The organism is Lysinibacillus sp. JK80 (assembly GCF_027557635.1).
Classification (GTDB): Bacteria; Bacillota; Bacilli; order Bacillales_A; family Planococcaceae; genus Lysinibacillus; species Lysinibacillus capsici.
In genome coordinates, this window is record NZ_CP058997.1 from 3,457,512 (window position 1) to 3,481,104 (window position 23,593).

Annotated in this window: 23 protein-coding genes, 1 pseudogene and 1 riboswitch; of the genes and pseudogenes, 10 read left to right on the plus strand and 14 right to left on the minus strand. The window is 38.6% G+C overall.

What is annotated here, in order from left to right; translation table 11 throughout:
• The first annotated feature begins 40 nt into the window (after positions 1–40).
• Positions 41–553, plus strand: a complete 513-nt coding sequence (locus tag HXV90_RS17275; protein ID WP_016994472.1) for a gamma carbonic anhydrase — start codon at positions 41–43, stop codon at positions 551–553.
• A gap of 179 nt (positions 554–732) precedes the next feature.
• Here HXV90_RS17275 and metK read toward each other — a convergent pair whose 3' ends face one another.
• Positions 733–1,929 carry a methionine adenosyltransferase gene (gene metK, locus HXV90_RS17280; protein ID WP_004225981.1) on the minus strand — a complete coding sequence of 399 codons (1,197 nt, stop codon included), beginning with the start codon at positions 1,927–1,929 and terminating at the stop codon, positions 733–735.
• Between the two features lie 258 nt (positions 1,930–2,187).
• Positions 2,188–2,306, minus strand: a riboswitch (SAM riboswitch).
• Positions 2,307–2,699: 393 nt separating this feature from the next.
• On the opposite strand from metK, the gene pckA reads away from it, so the two are divergent.
• The gene (gene pckA, locus HXV90_RS17285; protein WP_066038097.1) at positions 2,700–4,286 is read left to right on the plus strand and encodes a phosphoenolpyruvate carboxykinase (ATP); all 1,587 of its coding nucleotides are present in this window, start codon (positions 2,700–2,702) and stop codon (positions 4,284–4,286) included.
• A gap of 65 nt (positions 4,287–4,351) precedes the next feature.
• Here pckA and HXV90_RS17290 read toward each other — a convergent pair whose 3' ends face one another.
• The 10 genes and pseudogenes from HXV90_RS17290 to HXV90_RS17335 all read right to left on the minus strand — a co-directional run bounded on the left by HXV90_RS17290 (position 4,352) and on the right by HXV90_RS17335 (position 13,733).
• Positions 4,352–5,128, minus strand: a complete 777-nt coding sequence (locus HXV90_RS17290) for an alpha/beta hydrolase family protein (RefSeq protein WP_048391082.1) — start codon at positions 5,126–5,128, stop codon at positions 4,352–4,354.
• Positions 5,112–5,578 (minus strand): annotated as a pseudogene (locus HXV90_RS17295) (NUDIX domain-containing protein). The gene HXV90_RS17290 and the pseudogene HXV90_RS17295 overlap by 17 nt, the downstream one beginning before the upstream one ends.
• 202 nt (positions 5,579–5,780) lie before the next feature.
• The gene (locus HXV90_RS17300; RefSeq protein ID WP_269897670.1) at positions 5,781–6,704 is read right to left on the minus strand and encodes an aminopeptidase; all 924 of its coding nucleotides are present in this window, start codon (positions 6,702–6,704) and stop codon (positions 5,781–5,783) included.
• A gap of 11 nt (positions 6,705–6,715) precedes the next feature.
• A complete protein-coding gene (locus tag HXV90_RS17305; RefSeq protein WP_004225962.1) occupies positions 6,716–7,477 on the minus strand; it encodes an IclR family transcriptional regulator in 762 nt (253 codons plus the stop codon).
• A 134-nt stretch (positions 7,478–7,611) separates the two neighbouring features.
• Positions 7,612–8,880, minus strand: coding sequence for a M20 family metallopeptidase (locus tag HXV90_RS17310; RefSeq protein ID WP_048391075.1), 1,269 nt, complete (start codon positions 8,878–8,880; stop codon positions 7,612–7,614).
• Positions 8,873–9,826, minus strand: a complete 954-nt coding sequence (locus tag HXV90_RS17315) for a DUF1177 domain-containing protein (protein WP_048391073.1) — start codon at positions 9,824–9,826, stop codon at positions 8,873–8,875. The genes HXV90_RS17310 and HXV90_RS17315 overlap by 8 nt, the downstream gene beginning before the upstream one ends.
• Before the next feature lie 44 nt (positions 9,827–9,870).
• Entirely contained in the window at positions 9,871–10,878 is a 1,008-nt protein-coding gene (locus HXV90_RS17320) for an ABC transporter ATP-binding protein (protein ID WP_112116398.1), read from the minus strand.
• Positions 10,862–11,884 carry an ABC transporter ATP-binding protein gene (locus tag HXV90_RS17325; protein ID WP_269897671.1) on the minus strand — a complete coding sequence of 341 codons (1,023 nt, stop codon included), beginning with the start codon at positions 11,882–11,884 and terminating at the stop codon, positions 10,862–10,864. Before HXV90_RS17325 ends, HXV90_RS17320 begins: the two co-directional genes overlap by 17 nt.
• Positions 11,885–11,901: 17 nt before the next feature.
• Positions 11,902–12,768, minus strand: coding sequence for an ABC transporter permease (locus HXV90_RS17330; protein ID WP_004225950.1), 867 nt, complete (start codon positions 12,766–12,768; stop codon positions 11,902–11,904).
• Positions 12,769–12,770: 2 nt separating this feature from the next.
• Entirely contained in the window at positions 12,771–13,733 is a 963-nt protein-coding gene (locus HXV90_RS17335) for an ABC transporter permease (protein WP_004225947.1), read from the minus strand.
• Positions 13,734–13,952: 219 nt separating this feature from the next.
• Between HXV90_RS17335 and HXV90_RS17340 the strand changes: the two genes are divergently transcribed.
• The 4 genes from HXV90_RS17340 to HXV90_RS17355 all read left to right on the plus strand — a co-directional run bounded on the left by HXV90_RS17340 (position 13,953) and on the right by HXV90_RS17355 (position 18,504).
• The gene (locus HXV90_RS17340; RefSeq protein ID WP_269897672.1) at positions 13,953–15,554 is read left to right on the plus strand and encodes an ABC transporter substrate-binding protein; all 1,602 of its coding nucleotides are present in this window, start codon (positions 13,953–13,955) and stop codon (positions 15,552–15,554) included.
• A gap of 63 nt (positions 15,555–15,617) precedes the next feature.
• On the plus strand, positions 15,618–16,688 hold the full coding sequence (locus HXV90_RS17345; RefSeq protein ID WP_048391066.1) for an amidohydrolase family protein: 1,071 nt from the start codon (positions 15,618–15,620) through the stop codon (positions 16,686–16,688).
• Entirely contained in the window at positions 16,685–17,827 is a 1,143-nt protein-coding gene (locus tag HXV90_RS17350; RefSeq protein ID WP_269897673.1) for an amidohydrolase, read from the plus strand. Before HXV90_RS17345 ends, HXV90_RS17350 begins: the two co-directional genes overlap by 4 nt.
• Positions 17,828–17,832: 5 nt before the next feature.
• A complete protein-coding gene (locus HXV90_RS17355) occupies positions 17,833–18,504 on the plus strand; it encodes an AroM family protein (RefSeq protein WP_054549906.1) in 672 nt (223 codons plus the stop codon).
• Positions 18,505–18,548: 44 nt separating this feature from the next.
• Here the strand turns inward: HXV90_RS17355 and HXV90_RS17360 are convergent, their stop codons facing one another.
• Complete coding sequence (locus HXV90_RS17360; RefSeq protein WP_009371464.1) at positions 18,549–18,866, minus strand: hypothetical protein; 318 nt, start codon at positions 18,864–18,866, stop codon at positions 18,549–18,551.
• Positions 18,867–19,003: 137 nt separating this feature from the next.
• Here HXV90_RS17360 and ytzI point away from each other — a divergent pair, with 137 nt between their 5' ends.
• From ytzI to HXV90_RS17380, 4 genes are all read left to right on the plus strand, one after another.
• Positions 19,004–19,150, plus strand: a complete 147-nt coding sequence (gene ytzI, locus HXV90_RS17365) for a YtzI protein (RefSeq protein ID WP_004225932.1) — start codon at positions 19,004–19,006, stop codon at positions 19,148–19,150.
• A gap of 29 nt (positions 19,151–19,179) precedes the next feature.
• Complete coding sequence (locus HXV90_RS17370; protein ID WP_016992522.1) at positions 19,180–19,341, plus strand: hypothetical protein; 162 nt, start codon at positions 19,180–19,182, stop codon at positions 19,339–19,341.
• The gene (gene yidD / locus HXV90_RS17375) at positions 19,338–19,571 is read left to right on the plus strand and encodes a membrane protein insertion efficiency factor YidD (RefSeq protein WP_016992521.1); all 234 of its coding nucleotides are present in this window, start codon (positions 19,338–19,340) and stop codon (positions 19,569–19,571) included. The genes HXV90_RS17370 and yidD overlap by 4 nt, the downstream gene beginning before the upstream one ends.
• A 109-nt stretch (positions 19,572–19,680) precedes the next feature.
• Positions 19,681–20,712 (plus strand): metal ABC transporter solute-binding protein, Zn/Mn family, encoded by a 1,032-nt coding sequence (locus HXV90_RS17380; RefSeq protein WP_269897674.1) that lies wholly within the window; start codon positions 19,681–19,683, stop codon positions 20,710–20,712.
• 21 nt (positions 20,713–20,733) lie between these two features.
• Here the strand turns inward: HXV90_RS17380 and HXV90_RS17385 are convergent, their stop codons facing one another.
• Positions 20,734–21,885, minus strand: coding sequence for a transglutaminase domain-containing protein (locus HXV90_RS17385; protein ID WP_269897675.1), 1,152 nt, complete (start codon positions 21,883–21,885; stop codon positions 20,734–20,736).
• 131 nt (positions 21,886–22,016) lie between these two features.
• On the minus strand, positions 22,017–23,441 hold the full coding sequence (locus HXV90_RS17390; protein WP_269899044.1) for an o-succinylbenzoate--CoA ligase: 1,425 nt from the start codon (positions 23,439–23,441) through the stop codon (positions 22,017–22,019).
• Positions 23,442–23,593 lie beyond the last annotated feature (152 nt).

Here is a 23,593-nt window from a genome sequence, read left to right on the forward strand (position 1 = left end):
ACGATAATACTACATTATAGAAAGAAAAGAGGCGATTTTCATGATTTATCCATTTAAAGATAAAACGCCAAAGATCGATCCGTCTGTTTTCATTGCTGATTACGCAACTGTTACGGGCGACGTAACAATTGGCGCCGAAACAACCATTTGGTTTAATACGGTTATTCGTGGTGATGTTTCCCCAACGATTATCGGTAAACGTGTCAGTATTCAGGATCTTTGCTGTTTACACCAAAGCCCAAAATATCCGCTCATTATTGAAGATGAGGTAACAGTTGGACACCAAGTCACTTTACATAGTTGTACAATTCGCAAAAATGCCTTAATTGGTATGGGATCCATTATTTTAGACGGAGCTGAGATTGGAGAAGGTGCATTTATTGGAGCTGGAAGCCTAGTACCTCCTGGTAAAGTCATTCCTCCAAATAGTTTAGCATTAGGTCGTCCAGCAAAAGTTGTCCGAGAATTAAATGCTGAAGATAAAGAGGATATGGAACGCATCGTACGAGAATACGCAGAAAAAGGTCAATATTATAAATCACTTCAGAAATAAATAACCTACACAAAAAATCAATACTAACGAAAAAATCCCTCGCGTTTTCGTGTACCGAATATGTTCACGAATCCTAGCGAGGTATTTTTGTAAAAAAAACAAAAGGAGCAATGTTGCTCCTTTGTTTATTAATACATTAGAATAATTTTCTAATGACTTCATTACTTTAGTTCAATAGTTTATAAACGTGCTTTTTCTCGTAGCGCGTCTGCTTTATCAATTTGCTCCCATGGTACATTTAAATCTGTACGACCAAAATGTCCATACGCAGCAGTTTGTTTATAAATTGGACGACGAAGATCAAGCATTTTAATGATACCTGCTGGGCGTAGATCGAATAGCTCGCGTACCCATTCAACGATCTCGCTTTCTTTCACTCTACCTGTGCCAAATGTATCGACAGCAATGGAAACAGGCTGAGCAACGCCAATCGCATAGGCAAGTTGCACTTCAGCACGTTCTGCTAAGCCAGCTGCTACGATGTTTTTCGCTACATAACGTGCTGCATATGCCGCCGAACGGTCTACCTTGGTTGCATCCTTACCTGAGAAGGCACCACCACCGTGACGTGCATAACCACCGTATGTATCAACAATGATTTTACGTCCTGTTAATCCAGCATCACCTTTTGGCCCACCAATTACAAAACGGCCAGTTGGATTGATGAAGTATTTCGTATTAGCATCTAATAATTCACTTGGTACGACTGGTGCAATAACAAATTCTTTTAAATCTGCTTGAATTTGTTCAAGTGTTGCTTCTTCATCATGCTGTGTTGAAATAACAATTGTATCCACGCGAACCGGTACATTATTGTCATCATATTCAATCGTTACTTGCGTTTTACCATCAGGACGTAAATAGGCAAGTTCACCTGATTTACGTACTTCTGTTAAACGGCGTGCTAATTTGTGTGCCAAGCTAATTGGTAATGGCATTAGCTCTGGTGTTTCATTACATGCATAGCCAAACATTAAGCCTTGGTCACCAGCACCAATTGCTTCAATATCAGCATCTGTCATAGAGCCTTCACGTGCCTCTAATGCCTGATCAACACCTTGAGCAATATCAGGTGATTGTTCACCAATTGCCACAAGCACCGCTAAGTTCTCAGCATCAAAGCCATATTTACCTCGTGTATAGCCAATTTCAGCTACAGTGTCACGAACAATACCTTTAATATCCACATAAGTAGAAGTAGTAATTTCTCCTGCTACTAATACTAATCCTGTTGTTACAGTTGTTTCACACGCTACACGTGCATTTGGATCTTCTGCTAAAATAGCATCTAAAATGGCATCCGAGATTTGGTCACAAATCTTATCTGGATGTCCTTCTGTTACACTCTCTGATGTAAACAGTCGACGGTTTGTCATTTGGTTTTCCTCCTAAATACTCTTACAATAAGTAGTTGTGTATGAATACGGTACTCATTACCCATGTCAAGTCCGCTCCTAAGGATTGAACTCTCAAGCCGTTACTGCTGCTTTTAACACGAGGATTTCGAAAGATCCGTCATTATAATAAGGAAAGAACTACATATACTTACCTTTACATTGAATTTTAACAATAAAAAAATCCTTTTCTCACGTTACTTTACATGAGGAAAGGAATAATGACTGCGTAACCTTTCACTCTTATCGTTCAAGGGATGTTCCCTTGCATCAGGTTGGCACCAACGCATGTCGTGAAATAGTTCATGCAGGTTGCCGGGTTTCACAGGGCCTGACCCTCCACCAGCTCGGGATAAGAGTATCCGTTCAATCTCATGTTACTGAAAAGGTCGAACGTTGTCAAATATTTTCTTATGTATTACTGTATAGAAAGGAAAGAACGAACTTATTACACAAAAACTTTTCATACTTGGATGATGATGTAAATAGAAGCAAATTAATCCCTACAACATACCTAGCTACTTGTGGTAACATATGTGTGGCTCAATTTTCGTGCCTAATTACAGTAGGATTGATGGTATTCTACTCGAAAAACATTATTTTTTGTCAGTTTATTGAAAAGTGGTAAAAACTCTAAAATAATTTCTTAATTAGTATAGATTATTTAAGCAATTGTGTTATACTATTTTTGAAATTAAGAAAAAATCCCTCTAAATCAAGGGAATACTATAAAAAAGGATGGTATTTAATCGATGAATTCAGTAGAAATTGCAAACGAACTGAAGGAATTATTAAACGGCGGTAACATTAATGTTCAACTTTCAGTACCACAATTAGCAGAAAAAGCTACATCTCGTGGTGAAGCAATGTTAACAGTAGATGGCGCAGTTCGTGCAGAAACTGGCAAATACACTGGTCGTTCACCTAAAGATAAATATACGGTAGAAGAAGAAAGCACAAAAGATCAAATTGACTGGGGTAAAGTCAACCAACCGATTTCTTCTGAAGTGTTCGATAACCTATATGTAAAAGTAATAAAATATTTAAAAGAACGTGACGAGTTATTCGTATTCAAGGGCTTTGCAGGTGCTGACAAAGACTCACAATTAAGCATTCAAGTTATCAATGAATACGCATGGCACAATCTTTTTGCTCATCAATTATTTATCCGTCCAACAGCAGATGAATTAGCTTCTCATGTTGCCGACTTCACTGTCATCTCAGCTCCTAACTTTAAAGCAGATCCTGCGGTTGATGGTACTGCTTCTGAAACATTCATCATCGTATCACTTGAAAAGAAAATTATTTTAATTGGTGGTACAGAATATGCTGGTGAAATGAAAAAATCTATCTTTGGTATCATGAACTATTTATTACCACAACAAGGTATTCTTTCAATGCACTGCTCAGCAAACGTTGGTGAAGCTGGCGATGTAGCGTTATTCTTCGGTCTATCTGGTACTGGTAAAACGACGTTATCAGCTGATCCTGATCGTAAGCTAATCGGTGACGATGAACACGGTTGGTCTGATAATGGTGTATTCAACATTGAGGGTGGTTGCTATGCAAAAACAATCAACCTTTCTGCTGAAAAAGAACCAGAAATCTACAATGCAATCCGCTTCGGCTCTGTATTAGAAAACGTAGCTGTTGATCCAGAAACTCGTATTTGTGACTATGATGATGGTTCGCTAACAGAAAATACACGTGTAGCTTATCCAATCCAATACATCGAAAATATCGTTGATCCTTCTGTTGCAGGTCATCCAAAAACAATCATCTTCCTAACAGCTGATGCATTTGGCGTGTTACCTCCAATCAGTAAATTAACAAAAGAACAAGCGATGTATCACTTCCTAAGCGGGTTCACTTCTAAACTTGCTGGAACTGAACGTGGTGTGACTGAGCCAGAACCAGTATTCTCTACTTGCTTCGGGTCTCCATTCCTTCCACTTCCTGCAACAGTATACGCAGAAATGTTAGGACAAAAAATTGACGAGCACGGTGCACAGGTATACTTAGTAAACACTGGTTGGACTGGTGGCGAATATGGCACAGGTAGCCGTATGAAACTGTCTTACACACGTACAATGGTCCGTGCAGCAATCGATGGTAAATTAGCAGATGTTGAAACAACACAAGATGCTGTGTTTGGTTTACACATTCCAACAGCAGTTGAAGGCGTACCTTCAGAAGTGTTAAATCCTCGTGAAGCTTGGGCAGATAAAGCTGCATACGATGCAAAAGCTGCTGAGCTTGCAGGCTTATTCAACGAAAACTTCAAGAAATTCTCAAACGTTTCTGAAGCCATCACTACACTTGGTGGTCCATTAAAATAACGTCTATATAAAAGACAAAGGGAACAATTTATTCGTTCCCTTTGTCTTTTTGTTTTCTCTATGCTTTATTGTTGTTTCATCCACTTGCAAAGAGCACGGACAGTTTCACGATTTTTTGCTGGTGGATATTGATGTGCATAGTTAAGATCATACCAAGTTTCGAATGATTTATTTGCTTCCTCTAAAAAAAATGCCAATTGTCTGGCATGTTCAATATCCACATTTTCATCACGATAGCCATGAATGATAAGAACGGGAGCTGTTATACGCTCTATCTCAAAAAGTGGTGTTCTTGCATCATACGCTTCTGGTACACGATTAGGTGTTCCTCCAATAACACGCTTCATCATTCTGCGCATATCTGTACGTTCCCAATAAGTGGCCGTTGCATCAGAAACACCTGCCCATGTTACAACAGAAGTAATATCCCTTCTTAAAATAGCTGTCCACAGAGCCATAATACCACCTCGTGAAAAACCAAAAACATGGATATTGTCATTGCAGAATTGTTTGAGTACATCTACGGCATAGACCGCATCGTAACGGTCTGCCCCTGCAAACTCGTCACGCCCCTCTCCCCCACGATTCCCACGATAGTATGGGGCAAATACGATAAAGCCCTGCGCCGCAAATTGTGCAATACGAGATGGTCTTACCATCCCAATGCTTTGCATGCCGCCTCTTAAATATAAAAAGCCATCATATGTACCTTCAGTCTTTGGCTCTGCTAATAATCCTTTTATACGTAAGCCCTGTGAAAGATAGGTTATTTCCGTTAAACGTATAGCTGGATTTGGTGAAGGATAGGGGCGTTTTTCGATAATATCACCATTGTGTGTCACGATGTTTCAGCTCCTCCAGCATTTTCTTCATCCCCTCATCCTTCATGTGAAAACTCAAGTTAGGATGCTGAGCAAATTCTTCATCGGTTAACCAAAGCATGCCTGACGTTTCTAAATCAAATTCTATATCCTCTTGCGCTAAAAATTGTGCAGTGAAAACGGATTTACAAAAACGATTTCATCATACACTGCATACTCTGCAAACCATTGAAGATTCTTCACATGAACACCTGTCTCTTCAAAAACTTCTCGAATAGCCGCCTCCTCTAAGGTTTCCCCTTCTTCTAATTTCCCTCCTGGCACTTCTACACCACGTCGTTTATGGACAGTACATAACCATTTATTTTCATGCTTTAAAAGGACAAGGACGTGTTTAGGTTCTACTTTAAATTCGCCTCTTGTAAAACTCAAATCTACTTGTAGGCCATGTAAATCTGTAAATGTTAACATCTCTTCAACCTCACGTTCTTTCTTGTTGCAAAACAAAAGTTACTTTCTTTATCATTACTTCTATTTTATGGACGGAATTTAATCATCATCCCTATTCCTATCTATATTAACTATATTGTAAACCTACAATGACAAGCAACCCTAAGCTACAGTCTTGTAAAGCATGAAAAAAAGCGTGCTTCATAGGAAGACACGCTTTTCTTTAGATTACTTGCTGACCGTCAAAATAGACGATAGGACTTTTCACAACACAATCAATATGAACATCTGACGCATTGGCTCCACCAAATGGCGCATTACTGCCAAAAGCGATATGGATGGTCCCATACACCTTCTCATCCTCTAATACATTGCCACATAGGATAGCACTTTTATTGGCTCCGATGCCAAACTCTGCAATGACTCTACCATTGCCTTCACCAAGTAATGCCAGTAGTCGTGGACCATCAGGACCGATTGCTTCTTCTAAGCGACCATTCTTTATTTTTAATAATAATGGCTCCTTTAAGACACCAATATTAGCAATAGAGCCATCTACTAATATCTCTCCATTCGCAGATGTTTCTATTGGTGCAATATACGATTCTCCTGAAGGAATATTCCCGTACTCACCAGGTTGACGAATAACCCCTGTGGACTGAATTCCGAAACGGCCGTCTACACTAAACGTCAGCTCATGACCATCCTTGACAATACGAATATCTTTTGTCGTATTAAGTAAAAGGACATATTTTTCTACCGTAGCTTCGATCTCCTGTGCATCTGCATGAAGGGCACCTTGCTCCAGCATCTCCAATGTTACCCCTGGCATTGTTGCTACACGTCCACCCTTTTCACAGGCATGTTTACGAGCCAGTGTATGTGTTAGGGAGTGGGAGGTAATACACAGTGTAACATCGGCATTTGCCATAAGCTCAGAAACTGCATGGATTGGTTCCTGCCCAGATTTCTCTAACAGGGGCATCACCATGAACATTGTATTTGCAGTAATTGACAGTCCAGCTTCATAAAAAATTTTCGCGATGTCTTGTTTGTGGCTATCTGTCAAAATTAATAGTGACTCAGAAGATTGAACATTTAAATTGCCTTTTAAAACATTTAGTGCAATATCATGTAAATGATGCATAATAGGGCTCCTTAATTAAAATTCAAATGATATCTACGAATAATTCCTTCTATTTCATTTCTAGCTTCCGTTAAAGGTCCCAAAAAATCAGGAACACGTTGCTCTGTAAAACGATAAATTGGTCCAGAAACGGTAATAGACGCTACGACCTGTTCCTCACTATTAAATATAGGCATAGCTAGCGCCAATACATCGACCGAATACTCACTGTTACTAAGTGCATAGCCACATGTTCTAATTTTTTCTAGCTCTGCCCTTATTTCTGTGGCATCTGTCATCGTATTATTTGTATAAGCTGTTAATGGTTCATCTATGACCTTTGCAATTTGCTCTTCATTTAAAAAAGCAAGCATTGAACGGTAAGATGCTCCTACATACAGTGGCGATCTACTTCCTCTTGAAACTGTAAACTTCACCTTATTTACAGGCTCTGCTTTCAGTAATGTTAACGCTTCCAGTCCATTCAGTACGGTAAAAATAGCTGTTTCACCAGTGACATCCTTTAATTTCTCAAGAACTGGCATACATAGCTGATCTATGTTTAATGAATCATACATATTCATACCTATTTCCCATAATGCAATACCAAGAGAATATTTTTTTGTTATAGGATCTTTTGTTATAAACCCATTATTTTCGAAGGTTTCAAGAATGCGATATAAATTTGTATGATTCATGTTCATCGCCAGTGCTAACTCTCGACCACCCCATGTGGGCTTTTCCTTTGTAAACATTTTTAAAACCGCAATTGATAAATTTAATGTCTTTAGCATATCTCTCATCCTTCTGAACTATTTATCTGTACAAACGGCTGCAAATCTCTCTCTTAAGGGGGAAATAATCGACAGATTTAGCAGCCGTCAGCACCTGATATCACTTTATCAAAAGTAAGAGAGTAGCTAATCTCTTACTTTTGATATAGGAAATCAACAGCAGCAGTTATATAAACTTTTGCACAGCGTACGATATCCTCAACACGCACTTTTTCATTATAACCATGAATACTTGGTAAATAAGCTGGGCCGTATTGCAATACAGGAATATCATATTGTCTGAAATGACGAGCGTCACTACTTGCCCATTGCATGACACCATATGCCTCTTGCCCTGTAACATATGATATATTTTCCACTATCGATTGGCATACAGGATTTTCAGCAGGCGTATAATTGGCTACGCTTTTAAAGCCAAAACGTTGGATTGAATAATCGATAGCCAAGCCATCTAGTTTAGTTGTCAAGATTTCTGTTACTTCTTCTTGTGTAATACCAAATGGTAAACGACAATCGACCTGGACCTTACAGTAATCTGGGATTACGTTTGACTTCGTACCTCCCTCAATTGTACCAATATTTACAGTAATTTTCTCTAAAACTTCTTGATATTTCAAGCGATCTTTCTCCACTTCACGCATGTATTTTTTTGATACCTCGATAAGTGGCTGTACCTCTTCAGGAATTGTGATTTCTACATCCCATAGTGTACGAATCTCTTGTATAGCTCGGATTGCATCAACAATGGCATTTCGTCCAGCCAATGGTGATAGGCTTCCATGACCAGGTTCCCCACGCACCTCTAATTCAAACCAGTAAGAGCCCTTTTGTCCAATAGTTGGGTTTAAAGGTGAAGAGGGCTCAGCGATTAAACAACCATCTCCCTGCACATAGCCTCGCTCTAACAGCCAAGGAACACCAAATTCACCGCCAGTTTCTTCATCTGGTACGATCGCCAAAGTTAATTTCCCTGGTAGTTCAATGTTCAGTTTCTTTAATAACTTTGTTGCAAAAATAATACCTGCTAAACCGGCTTTCATATCACTCGCCCCACGTCCAAGCATCCAGCCATCCTTCACTTCTCCTGAAAACGGATCAAAATCCCATTTTGATAGATCACCGACAGGAACAACATCGGTATGGCCACAATAAACGAGTTCTTTTCCTTCCCCATTTCCAATAGAAGCTACTAAATTAAACATTTTATCAGCAGCTTCATATTTTTGATAAGTAATGCCTACATCATTTAAATAGTTTTCGATAAAAGCTGTTATTTCAGTCGTATCCCCTGGAGGATTGACACTTGGAATTTGAATGAGCTTTGAACAAAACGCTATCAATTCATCTTGATGATTTTCAACTGCCTCTACTAATTGAGCTTTAAGTGCTTGTAAATCATTCATGTGTGTGTACCTCGTTTCCTTTCGTTTGTAGATGACTCATGCTACCATATAAGCCTTTCATATGTGTAAATTGTGTTTCATCAAAGAAAGAGCATTTATTAGCACCGTAAGTTTTTGCTACCTCTAACACAAATCGCACAACATTTTCTACATCTGTGACATGGGTTGCACCTGTTGCACAGCCTGCCACAACAGATTCAGTTGTAATCGCTACACCTACAACAGGGCTAGATGTTGCAACTGCTGGTTGTAAAATACTATTGATATGGAATAAACCATTACCATATGGTGTAATGTCTTGCATCGTGATTGGCAGGACAACTGGAGAAATGCCAGCAGATTGTGTATATACGTGCAATAAATCATCACTAATTTTTAATATGTAACCTTCTTTGACAGTTGGCGTTATCGCAAATCCTTTATGGTTACATACTTGATTGCCTTTTGTTGTATCAATTGATAGAATAGCATCCATTGTATCTTCTACTTCATTTTCGTTCATGACACTAATATCCACTGGCGAGTTCATAAATGGCACTGGCTCATGTGGTAAGGTTGGAGCTGTTGGACAAATATGTGTGGAGAAAATAACGTCACCCTCTAATTGATCACCCTTTAAGGCCATATCAATAGCTTTTGCTGCTCCTGCCAGACATGCCAGTGCGCCGTCTCCATCTGATACAAAGCCTGTCATTTCAGGGCGTGCTCCAATACCACCTAATCGACCAATAATTCCTAATGTAGGTGCATTTCCGCCAGAGGATTTGCCGTTCTTTCCTTTGACGAGGACGCGAACAAAATCAGTTGAGCCGCTTTCGCCTTGAATAGTTTTTACCTTGACATCTGCTGTGGAATCAATATTGTGTAAATACTTCTTAATCGTGTCTCCGTTTACATAAATACTATCCATTACCTCGTATAATTCAATAACATGCTTCAATGACATAATCAGTCCGCTCCTTTTTCTGCTTCAATAAATTTTATCTTTCGTTAAATTGATGATACTTCTTGCTGTATCGACTTATATAAATGACACGATACTTGATGTGTAGCTGATACTGTATCAAGTGTCGGTTGGACCTCTGCACATTTTTCTGTAGCAAAACGACAACGCTTATGGAATGCACAGCCACTCGGGGGATTAACCGGGCTTGGAACATCGCCAGATAAAATAATACGGTCCTTTTTATCAAAAGGATTTTCCTTAGGTATGGCCGATAACAAGGCTTGGGTATAAGGATGCTGAGGGTTCTCATAAATTTCCTTGTATGTGCCAATTTCCACTATTTTTCCTAAATACATGACAGCAATACGATCACACATGTAGTTCACCACATTCAAATCATGTGAAATAAAAATATAGGTTAAGCCGAATTCTTTCTGTAAATCTTTTAATAGATTGATAACTTGAGCCTGTACAGAGACATCTAATGCGGAAACAGGTTCATCACACACCACAATATCTGGATTCAGTGCAAGAGCCCGAGCAATATTTATACGTTGTCTTTGTCCACCAGAAAATTCATGTGGATGGCGCTTTGCATGGTATGCACTTAATCCGACTGTTTCAAGTAATTCAACCACTCGCTTTTTACGGGATGCCTCATCACCAATCCCATGGATCACTAATGGCTCAGCAATAAGATATTCAATCGTTTTACGAGGATCGAGTGATGCATAAGGATTTTGGAAAACCATTTGGATGGATTTTCGAGCAGAGCGGATATCTTTTGAATTTAAGCTTGCTAAATCCGTTCCCTTAAATTCAACTATTCCCTCTGTTGGTGAAATTAGCTGGTTGATTAAACGGGCAACCGTTGATTTACCACACCCCGACTCTCCCACAATCCCCAGTGTCTCACCTTTATATAACTCAAAACTTACACCATCTACCGCCTTCACAAATTGTGTTGGTTTTTTAAAAGGAATTGAACTTTTAATGGGAAAATGCTTTTTTAAATTACTTACCTTTAAGACAAGTTCATTGTACTGTTGCATTAAAAATCCCCTCCTTCCTAGGGACAATTTGATCTTTTGCTTGTAAATGGCAGGCTACAAAATGGTTGTCCTGTACTTCCACTAAATCAGGCACAGTACTACGACAAATATCTGTCGCTAAAGGACATCGTGCTGAGAAGTGACAGCCACTATGTGGCATTGTTAAATCTGGTGGACTACCAGGAATAGCCGGCAGCCTTTGTTGCTCTTGTGTCCCCATTGTAATTTGAGACTCTAATAATCCCCACGTATAGGGATGTAAAGGTTTTTCATAGAGCTGTTTTGTTGTAGTAGACTCTACTGTACGACCTGCATACATAACATTTACTTTGTCACATAGCTCCCAAACTACACCTAAATCGTGCGTAATCATAATGATGGCTGTATCATGTTCTTGTTGTAATTTTTTCATTAAATCAAGAATTTGAGCTTGTACAGTTACATCTAGTGCAGTTGTTGGCTCATCAGCAATGAGTAGTTTCGGGTTACAAGCTAGGGCAATAGCAATCATGACACGCTGACGCATTCCACCTGAAAATTCGTGAGGATACATTTTTAATCGTTTCTCTGGCTCAGGAATCCCAACCATTTTTAACATATCGACTGCTTTGATAGCGGCATCTTTCTTCGATATTGTTTCATGTGCTTGGATGACTTCAATAATTTGATTGCCCACTGTTAAGACAGGATTCAAACTTGTAATTGGATCTTGGAAAATCATTGAGATGTCATTGCCTCGCACATTGCGCATTTCTTTTTCAGAAATTTCGATTAAATCGCGGCCATTAAATAGAATTTTTCCATTCGTTATTTTTCCTGGCGGAGATGGAATTAAACGCATGAGAGCAGTGGCTGTAACACTTTTTCCTGATCCTGACTCTCCCACAATACCTAGTGTTTCCTTCTTATTTAATTGTAAATTTACTCCATTAACAGCTTTCATTGTAGAGCCGCCACTTTTAAATTCTACTGTTAAGTTTTCTACATCTAGTAAACGTTCAGTCATGACTCCACCCCCTTCCATTAAACTTTCATTTTCGGATCTAATGCATCGCGTAATCCGTCCCCTAATAGGTTAATTCCAAGAACTGTTAATAAAATACAAATGCCTGAAAATGTCGCCATTTGGGGATTTAATACTAAAAAGTCTTTGCCATCTTTTAAAATACTGCCCCATGAAGCTGTCGGTGGTTGAACGCCTAATCCTAAAAAGCTAAGGGCAGCTTCTGAAATAATAGCGCCAGCTGTACTCATCGTTCCATAGACAATTAAAGGGGCTAAACAGTTCGGTAATATATGGCTAAAAATGATCCTCGTATGTGTAGCACCTAAAGAATGCGTTACTTCAACGAATTCTTCCTCTTTTACACTTAACACCTGTCCTCGAACAAGTCGTGCGAAACCTGGAATATTAGCAATACCAATCGCAACAATAACATTGACAAGTCCTTGCCCTAATACCGTCATTAATGTAATAGCTAGTAATATAAATGGGAATGCGAAAAGACCATCCATTGTGCGCATAATAATGGAATCAATGCGTCCACCAAAATACCCTGCCACTAAGCCTAGCAGTGTGCCAAACACAGCACCAAATAGCACCGCCGCAATCCCAACAATCATTGAGATTCGTGTACCGTAAACTAAGCGACTAAACAGATCACGACCATAGTTATCTGTTCCTAATAAATGTCCTTCTGTATTCATCGGTAAAAACGATTTACCGACAATCATTTCATTCGGTGGATGGGTAGCAATCAATGGGGCAAAAATAGCAACAATACCCATTAAAGTGACAATGATTAACCCAATTGTCGCTAATTTATTTTTTAGCAACTTGCGCAATAACGTATTTCTTTTTTTCGTTTCTTGGACGATTGCTTGAGTCATTGTTATTTTTTCCCCCCATCCGATTCTAAATTGACCTTAGGATTGACCACTTTATAAAGTACATCGACTACTAAGTTAACAAGCACAAAGATAAACGCAATGAAAATAACAGTACCTTGGACGACTACAAAGTCACGTTTATCAATGGCATCTACAATTAATCGACCCATCCCAGGCCAACTAAAAATTGTTTCTGTTAAAACCGCTCCGCCCAGTAAATTAGAAATTTGCATTCCTAACACGGTTAAAATCGGTGTTAGCGCATTCTTAAATGCATGTTTACCAATTACTAAATATTCTTTAATACCTTTAGAACGAGCTGTTTTAATATAATCTTGCGAAATAACCTCTAACATACTTGAACGGGTAATCCGTGCAAATGTCGCCATTGGAATCGTTGCTAAAGCAAATGCTGGCAAAATTAAATGCTTCAAATAGGTCCATAGGCCATCGCTGATATTCCCCATCCCAGTTGCTGGGAACCAACCAAGGTTAACACTAAAGAATAAGACAAGCATGATGCCCAACCAGAAAATTGGCATAGATACACCAACTAATGACACAAGCATTACAACATAATCAATGATGGTATTTTGCTTTCTCGCTGCAAATATTCCTGCTGGGATGCCAATCACGACGGCTATTAACAGCGCTGCCAATGCCAATATCACTGTATTAGGGAACCTTTCGAGAATAAGTCCGATGACAGACTCACTATAAGAATAGGAATATCCTAAATTTAACTGTGCTAGATCTCCTACATATGAAATAAATTGCGAAGGCATGGATTTATTTAATCCTAGCTCTTCTCTTAAATTCTCTACATCTTCTACACTCGCTTGTGGTCCAAGCATGACTGAAGCCGGGTCACCAGGAATCATTCGCGTAATAATAAAGACGATAATTCCTACTACTAGCAGTGTCGGGATGAGGTTAACTAATCTTTTTAAAATAAATGAGCCCATCTTAGCAAGACCTCCTTTTCATTATTAGAATCAGTGGTTCATATTGTGAATAATCACATAGTACACCACTCATTAATTGTTTGTAAATATATTTTTTTCTGAATCTTTGTAATTTTATATTTACTTTCTATTTATAAGTGTGCTAATTTTAATCTCGAACCTACCATTTTTGAATCAACGGTTCATATTGTGAAACAAAAACTAAGGAGGCTAGTGCATATGAAGAAATTAAATGTAAGAAAGTCTTTACTACTACTCTTTTTAACTTTACTAATTGGTGTTTTAGCTGCTTGTGGTGGAAACACTGAGAAAAGTACTTCAACGGATGAAAAAGAGGGAGAAGCTACTTCTGGAGGCACATTAAATATTGGTCTGTCAGCCAATGCAAAAACATTTGATCCTATCAAATATACAGGGGTTTATGAATCACAGGTGATGCGCCAAATGGGTGATACGTTAGTTGTTTATAACAAAGATCTATCTGATATCATCCCTTCGTTAGCAACTGAATGGAATGTATCAGAGGATATGTTAGTCTACACATTCAAATTACGCGAAGGTGTTAAATTCCAAAAAGGTCAGTATCAGGATGGCCGTGAAATGACAGCTGAAGATGTGAAATACTCTTTAGAACGCTCTGCTAAAGAATCTGCTATGAATCGTTTAAGTGGTGTAACAGAAGTGAAAGTGTTATCGGAATATGAAGTAGAGATTCACTTAGCTACACCAAATGCTGCCCTACTTGCTATGCTAACGGATGCAGGGAATATTATTATTCCAAAAGAAGAAGTTGAAGGATGGGGCGATAATTTTTCTGAACACTTTGTTGGTACAGGTCCATTCCAACTAACAGAATGGAAAAAAGACCAAGAAGTAAAATTAGTTCGTCACGATAATTACTGGGGCGATAAGCCAAATGTTGATAACTTAACAATGAAGTTTATCTCCGATCAAAATATGATGACAAACGCATTACGTTCTGGTGATATTGATATTGCCATGGACGTTAAAGGTCAAAACCGAGAAATCATCAACCAAGATAGTAACCTTGAGCTTTTAACAAATCCAGGTCTATCGATTGTTTATCTTGATCTTAATAACAAAGTAGGTCCAACTGCTGACAAACGCGTTCGTGAAGCGATTTATATGGCAACAAATGTAGAGGAAATTATTTCTGGCGTTAACCAATGGGGTGGCGGCGATGTTTCTTATTTACCATTACCACCTGGTTCATGGGGATATGATCAATCGTTAGTTGATATGGTACCAAAATATAATCCAGAAGAAGCAAGAAAATTACTAGCAGAGGCTGGTTACGCTGATGGCTTCAAGACAGAGATTTTCGTATCAGAAGCACGTGTTCCTTACGCAACGATTTTCCAAAGTCAGTTAAAGAAGAACTTAAATATTGATGTGGAAATAAAAGTGCTTGAATGGGGTACTTACAGTGATACTGTGGCAAAGGGTAATGCGCCAATGAATATTGGTGGCTGGACTTGGTACCCAGATCCTTATTTCTTCCTTTATCAATTATTCCACACAAATCAAATTGGTGCGTTAGGAAATGGTAAAGGCTACAGCAATCCAGAAGTGGATAAATTATTAGAACGCGCCGTATCAGAAACAGTAGTGCAAGAAGAACGTGCAAAATTATACCAAGAAGCATTAAAGCTGATTTTAGCGGATGTTCCACGTATTGAATTAGAGGCAACACAAACGGTTGCAGGTGTAAACAAAAAAGTACAGGGCTTTGAGGTTTCTGCTGATAACTCCGTACAAATTGTGCATCCAAATGGTACAAACGTATCCATTACTAAATAATTAAACTTGAAAAGTGGAGATACCAGTCTCCGCTTTTCTCTTCATAAGGAGAGATTTGATCCGATGACACGCTATATAAATGGACTTGTTTTTAATTCTGAGACTCGTAGCTTCAATAAGCAATCTTTTCAAGTGCAAGGGCAATACTTTGAACCCGCTACTCATTCACCTGAAACAGAGTTGGATTTAGATGGATACTATATTACACCAGGTTTTATCGATAGCTGCTCACAAATCGGTCTAGCTGAAATAGGGATTCGTTGGGAAGGTGATGATAGCTATGAATTTGACTCACATTTGCAATACTCTGTAGTTGATGGCATATACCCATTTGATACTGCTTTTCAAAAAGCTGTTTCTCATGGGGTGACTGCATCTCATATTGTTCCCTCTCCTAAAAGCTTGATAGGTGCAAAAACGGCTATTATTCACCATACACATACAACGGTTGATGAAATGGTTATTTCAAAAGATGTGGCTTATTCCTTCTCTATTGGACATCAGGCAAAAAGTACATTTTTCGCTGAAAAGAAAAAACCACTCACTCGTATGGGCATCGCCAAAATTTTAAGAGAAACATTACAACAAATTCAGCAACAGGAGCCCTCCATTACGAAAATCGTTATTCGAGCGCACAAAGCCGTTGATCTTGAATTCATTAGCCGCCTTCAGCAAGAATTTGGGTCAATTTTTGATTTTCATATTATCCATGGCACTGAAATTACATTCCTTCATGAAACATCCTTTAATACGGTTATAGCTGGTCCTACATTTCGATATATTGAGCACAATGAGATGATGGCACTATCACCCAAAATGTATCATCAACTGTATAAGCACAATATTCCATTCGTTTTTTGTACGGATCATCCTGTTAGCAGCACCTCGCATCTAACATTAGAAGGATGCTTAGCTGTAAGAGAAGGTATGGCACGCCAGGACGTGCTATATGCTCTCACAACGGGGGCTGCAAATTTTCTAGGGATCTCCCATAAAACAGGTGCTATTCGTGATGGTCTTCTTGCTGATTTTGTTATTTGGGATAAGCATCCATTAAATTTAGATGCACAGGTTGTCGCAACCTATATTAAAGGAACAAAAGTTTATGCACGGGAAGAAGGGTTTACACAATGATTATTTATCATCATGCAAAGTTTCATACAGTCAATGAGCAAAACGATACTTGTGAACAGTTATGGGTCGAAGATGGGCGTATTGTCTATATTGGACCAGCCAAAGAATTTCCCCCACAAGCAGAGCTAGTTGATCTACAGGGAGCTTATGTTACACCAGGGTTAATTGATATTCATGCCCATGTTGGAACATGGGCTGAAGTCACTGAAGACATTAATGATGCCAATGAATATAGCGAACCCTTTACACCTCTTATGCACGCTTTAGACAGTGTAGATATCCGACACTTTTCCTTTCAACATGCGTTAGAAGGGGGCGTAACCACTGTGCAAACTGGGCCAGGTAGTGCCAATGTCATTGGTGGTATTTGGAGCATTCTTAAAACAGCAGGACCTACCCTTTCCTCTCGTGTTCTAGTAGAGCGGAGCGGTTTAAAGGGGGCCCTAGGGGAAAATCCGAAAAACGTCTTTGGCAATCAGTATAAGCGCAAGCCGATGACTCGTATGGCCATTGCACAGCTTTTACGAGATGGTTTCCAACGTGCAAGTCAACTCAATGAACAACAACAAACTGAGCAAATTAAACAAAATGCTGAGTTACGCCCGTTTATTGAGGTACTTCGAGGTGACATGCCACTTCGCCTTCACTGCCATAGAGCAGATGACATTATGACAGCAATTAGAATTGCCAAAGAATTTAATGTGAAGCTTCATTTAGAGCACTGCACAGAAGGCTATCTCATTGTGGATGCCGTTAAAGAAAGTGGATTCCATGCAACGCTTGGGCCCTATATGTTAACGCCATCTAAATACGAAACGCGTCATTCTACACCAGCAATTGCTGCCGTTTTTAAAGAACATAATATTCCATTTGCTATCATGACAGATCATCCATTTGTACCAATTCAATACTTAAAGTATTGTGCCACAGAAGCGATTCGTTATGGTTTAGATGAAGACACAGCCCTCAAAAGTATTACGATCAATGCAGCTAAGCTTGTACAGCTTGATCACCGCATTGGCAGCCTTGAGGAAGGCAAAGATGCTGATTTTGTTGTTTGGTCGCACCCTATTTTTGAAACAGAAGCAAAGGTTTTACAAACTTATGTAAATGGACAAAAATATTACGAAGCGGAGTGAGCGTAATGCAACATTCGAAAATTGCCGTTGTAACAATTGGTCAGGCACCTCGTAAAGATATGGCAGAGGATATACAGCAATTAAGAGAAGCAGGTTTACATGTTCATGAATTCGGTGTACTTGATTCACTATCCTCAGAGGAAATTGCTACACTTTCGCCTTCTCTTGAGGACTCAGATGTTTTAGTGACACTTCTTACCAATGGTCGACAAGTAAAGCTCAGTAAACAAAAGCTCATGCCTTATATTCAAAGCTGCATTGATGATCTACATGAATTCACTTGGATACTACTTATGTGTACAGGAGATTTTACGAATAAATTATCCTATAAAAATCTTTTACTACCTGATCGTATGATGACTAATTTAGTGAAGGGCTTACATACAGAATTAGCCATTGGTTTAATAGGCCCCGAACCCGAACAACATCGAACGGTTGCAGAGAAATGGCAAAAAGCACAGTTCGATGTAACTTTTTCAGCAAGCTCCCCATACCACTTTGATAACCAACATTTATTGTCAAAAGCACAACAATTAGAAGAGCAAGGAGCCGATTTGCTTATTCTTGATTGTATGGGCTATTCCACAACAATGAAAAACATGATTAAAGATCAACTCACTATCCCCATCATCGTCCCCCGAGAAGCGGTTTTTACAATTTTAAAAGCCATTTGTTAATAGAAGAAAAGGTCACTTCTGATTCAGTGACCTTTTCCCATTCGCTAGACACGCTTGTTGAAATAAGGAAGCTGCTCAACGAATGCCTTCGTATCATCATCTCCATATTCATGAACAAGTGCATAGATTTTCATTAATCTTTTATCTATTTCATCATTTTCTCTATCTTGGTGATACTGTATATACGGTAACTGAGCACGCCATGCATTCGAAATTTCTAACAGTTGCATTTGCTGAAAGATTCTCTCAAATACATCTAATGCCTGTCGATCTACATTGAGTTCGAAATTCCATGGTCCTGCATATGGGTTGGTATAATACGTTCTATTGGCAAGTGAAAAATATACGCGCTGACGATCCATCTTTACGATTCACTCCTTTTTCCATAGTATGGAGTGATAGGTGGGGTTTTATTCGCTTTTATGTCAAACTTCCTTCACAATTAATAGGACCAGATAATTTATAATAGGTATGATGAATAAAGAACGGAGTGAATACTATGAGTTTAACTACGCTCTTAATAGTCGCAGTTATCATCGTTATTTTAATCACCATTGCGACAATTATCAGTGTAAACCGTGCCTATGCCTTTAAACATACTGTTGATGAAAAACCGAAGCAAAACTATCATCAAGAGGAAAATTAAATACCATTACTGAATTTGGAGTGAAAGAAATGGGCGTACCTTTACCAATTATCATTATGATTGCGATGATGATGCTAATGTTTGGTGTTTCTGTCATTATCATTATGAAGAAAAAAAATAATATTTTTACACAAACAATTGATCCAAAGCCTGAACAACTTACGTCTCAGCAAAAGGAAGAGCAACGATGAAATACCCCTTTATTTGGCTCATCCAGTTTTATAGAAAATTTATTTCACCTATGACGCCACCTACTTGTCGTTTTCATCCTACCTGTTCTTCTTATGGGCTCGAAGCTTTTCAAAAGCACGGTGCATTCAAAGGTTTCCTCTTAACTATTACACGTATATCCAAATGCCATCCATTTCATCCTGGTGGCTTTGATCCTGTGCCTGAAAAATGGCCTTCGAAAAAGAATTAATTTCGGAGGGCATTTTTTTCTTGTACTTTTTTAAGTTGTGCGTTATCATAATAACTGTTCTAAAAAATAAATCGTAATGATTACTATTTAAGAGAGGTATCTTACTTATATGAAAAAACTATCTGTATTATTGTTAGTAGCAGTTCTTGCTTTATTTACTGCCGCTTGTGGAGACAAATCGTCCACATCCCAAAAGACTGAGGAAAAAGATAAATTAAGTATTTATACAACGGTTTATCCATTAAGCTATTTTGCACAGCGCATTGGTGGAGATTATGTTGAAGTAGCTTCAATTTACCCAGCTGGTGCGAATGAACACACCTTCGAGCCAACTCAAAAAGATATGATGAAATTAGCAGATGCTGATATCTTTTTCTATATTGGCTTAGGACTTGAAGGCTTTGTAGAAAACGCTAAAAAAACTTTAGCGAACGAAGATGTCACAATGGTGGCAACTGCTGATGACGTTTCAGATAAAAAATTAGCTGTAAGCACAGGACATGTTCATGCAGAAGAGGAAGAACATGAAGCAGACGCTCATGAGCACGGTACAACCGAGGAAGAGCATGAACATGAAGGTGAAGAACATGGACATGATGAGCATGAGCATGGCGATATCGATCCGCATGTTTGGTTATCTCCTACAATTAGTCAAGATTTAGCACTGGCTATTAAAAACACACTAGTTGAAAAAATGCCAGCTCAGGAGGCAACTTTTAACACAAATTATGATGCATTAGTAAAAGAATTACAGGATTTAGATCAAGATTTCCAAGCAATGACTGACAAAGCACAAAATAAAACATTCTTTGTATCCCATGCCGCATTTGGCTATATTGCTGGTCAATACGGCTTAACTCAAGTGCCGATTGCTGGCTTGAATTCACAAAATGAGCCATCTCAAAAGGAATTAACAAAGATTGTAGACAAAGCAAATGAATTGCACATTCACTATATTTTATTTGAACAAAATGTCTCTTCCAAATTAGCAGAGATTATTCAAAAAGAAGTTGGTGCAGAATCTCTTGTCTTGCATAATTTAAGCGTATTAACAGCTGATGATGAAAAAAATAAGGAAACCTATTTCACATTGATGCAAAAAAATATTCAAACATTAGAAAAAGCTTTAAGCGTTCAATAATATGAGTAAGGAGGTGCCCCTCTATTGGGACACCTCCTTTATTATGACGTATTTTTCTTGTGGCATCAGTTTTTCCGTTCGATAAAAAGACCCTAGCCACTTCATTGTTTTTTGCTTAGTCACATGCTTAGCTTTTGGCTGAAGGACAACAAAAGCCATTATACTACTTTCTACTAGAATCGGTGGCCACTCAGTAAAGTTAAACTGAACTAAATTGTCTTGTTTATTTGTTTTTTGAGTAACAAGCTTCATCGGCTGTTCCACTAATTGTTGTACGGCTAACCGATTTTCTCCGATGATTGATAACCCCATAATTTGATTCAATTGATGTTGTATAGGTGTTGCTAAACTTTGTCTTTTTGTTTCTTCCTGCAAATCTATATATTTCTCGCTTGTTGCAGCAGGGAAACTTGCATAATCCCATGTATGATCTTGTGCTAATTGGCGATCCGACACTAAAAAATATTGATAGCGAACTTCTCCTTTACGATCAGGCAAAGGGTCATCCCATGTCACATCAATATGATACCAAGCATGATCAAGTTTCACTAATACCCAGGCATGTAGCTGTTCTCCTACTTTTCCTGGTACATATTGTACCTCAAAACCCAGCATTTCTAACATTCGATATAGCACTAAAGCATATGCCTGACAGACGCCCTTATTCTCCCTTAATAATGTATATGGAGAATATTGACTTCCTTCTGTTTCCTTAGAGTATTCCGCGGACAATACAATAAAATCATGTGCAGCCTGTAGTTTTTCTATGTCACTTAATCCATGCATAGGTGCAATAATATTTTCCAAAGTTTGCTCGACAAATAACGCCTCTGTTTGTGATAGATGGTACGTAAATGCAAAGGCAATGACAATATTATTGCTATAACCTTCGTACTTCCATTGGAAACTTGAAATATTAGTATAAATATAAGAGTTTTCAATTGCATTTTTAGTAATTTCTGTTAGTTCATCTTTTATCTCGGCTAAGTCACCAGTATAACGAATCGAGAATTCGGATGATAGATGCATAACTTCTTTATTAATGAGAGATTGTAGTGTTTCAATTGAATGAGCTGTTGCTACATCTTCTTTTTCATAGTTTGCAAATACTTGCACATGACTCATTTGTAGAACAAATAATATAATGACAACATTATATATATATTTCCTCATATGAGTCATTCTCCTTTACTAAATAGTTTATGCCTCTCTTTTTTTATTATGTTAATAAATGATTAATTTCATGCTAAAAGTTCAAATAAAAAAGAAGCCTTCCTTTTTAGAAGACTTCTTTCACGAAGTTTTTATTGTAATAATTTCCGTCTCAACAATTTATCCGCACCATTGCGCGGAAGACTGTCTGTAATAATCATTTCTTTAGGCACTTTATATTTAGCAAGTTTCTGTAAACAAAAGGCCTTTAGTTGCTCAACAGATACCTGCTCATTTAACACGATAAAGGCAATGGGTACCTGACCCCATTGTTCATCAGGCATACCGCATACACCCGCCTCTTTGACAGCTGGGTGTGTGAGTAGTACATTTTCTATTTCTGCAGGATAAATATTTTCTCCCCCTGAAATGATTAAATCTGCCCTTCGATCAATGACGAATAAATAACCCTCTTCATCCACATAACCAATATCACCTGTATGAAGCCAGCCAGCCTTCGTTGCATTTTTTTGTGCAAAACGTCCAATATAGCCAGGTGTGACATGAGGACCTCGTATGCAAATTTCCCCTTCACCTTTAGCATTTGGCTCAGCAATCATTATTTGATTAAAAAATAAAGGCTTTCCAGCAGAACCAATTTTCCTCATAGCATCTTCACTTGCCAATGTGGCTGTTTGTGAGGAGGTTTCTGTCATCCCATACGTTTGTGCGACAGCTAAATTTAACGCATGTGCTCTCGCTAAATAATCAACGGGAACAGGTCCACCTCCAGCTAACATTAACTTAAAATAAGATGACGCTTTCGCATTGCGTTGCTCTAGCGTATGTAGAATTCGTTCCAAGGTCACCGCTACAACAGACATATGGGTGACATCCCCATCCATAATATTTTGTGCGATAGATTCCACATCAAATTGCTCATATAAAAAGATTTGATTTCCATATAGCAGTGAACGCACTAAAATGGAGAACCCACTAATATGGAATAAAGGGACCGCGCATAGCCAAACGTCCTGAGCCTGTAGCCCAATATTTAAAACGGAGGCAGTGGCACTAGCCTGATGATTTCCAACTGTTTGGCGAACCCCTTTTGGGAAGCCGGTTGTACCAGACGTATACATAATAGTTGTTGTTTGATGAAGAGGCCATTCCTTGCCAATATCTACTGCACCCTCTGCACCCTTTTCAATTGCTGAAAATAAATGATAGGTTGTTTCAGATGGTAGCTTTTCTACATCCTCATCGGCAACTAATACCGCTACAGCCTCTGAATCCTCTAGCTGATAAGCCAGCTCATCCTGTGATAGTCTACGATTAAGCATCACCATTTCACATTGCAGATGCATGCAGGCATACATCATGATTACAAGCTCAGGCTTACTTGGCCCCATAATAGCAATTCGATCACCCTGTTGAATACCGAGTGTCACTAATTGTCGAGCACGTTTTATCGATTCATCATTCAATTCTTGAAAAGTCCAACTTTGCTTTTTAAAAGTAAGTGCCTTACGGAAAGGTGTTAAATAAGCTCTTTGTAAAATCCAGTTAGGATACATCTTTGTCACTCCAATCACCCTACATCTTAACGCTTTCCCATCTAGTTTGTCTATTATCCATGTAGTATCTAGCTTTTTAATGAATACCTCTATCCTTCACCTCTTGAGTTTTATCCACCTCTTAGACACTTCTATCCCCTATTTTTATCTTC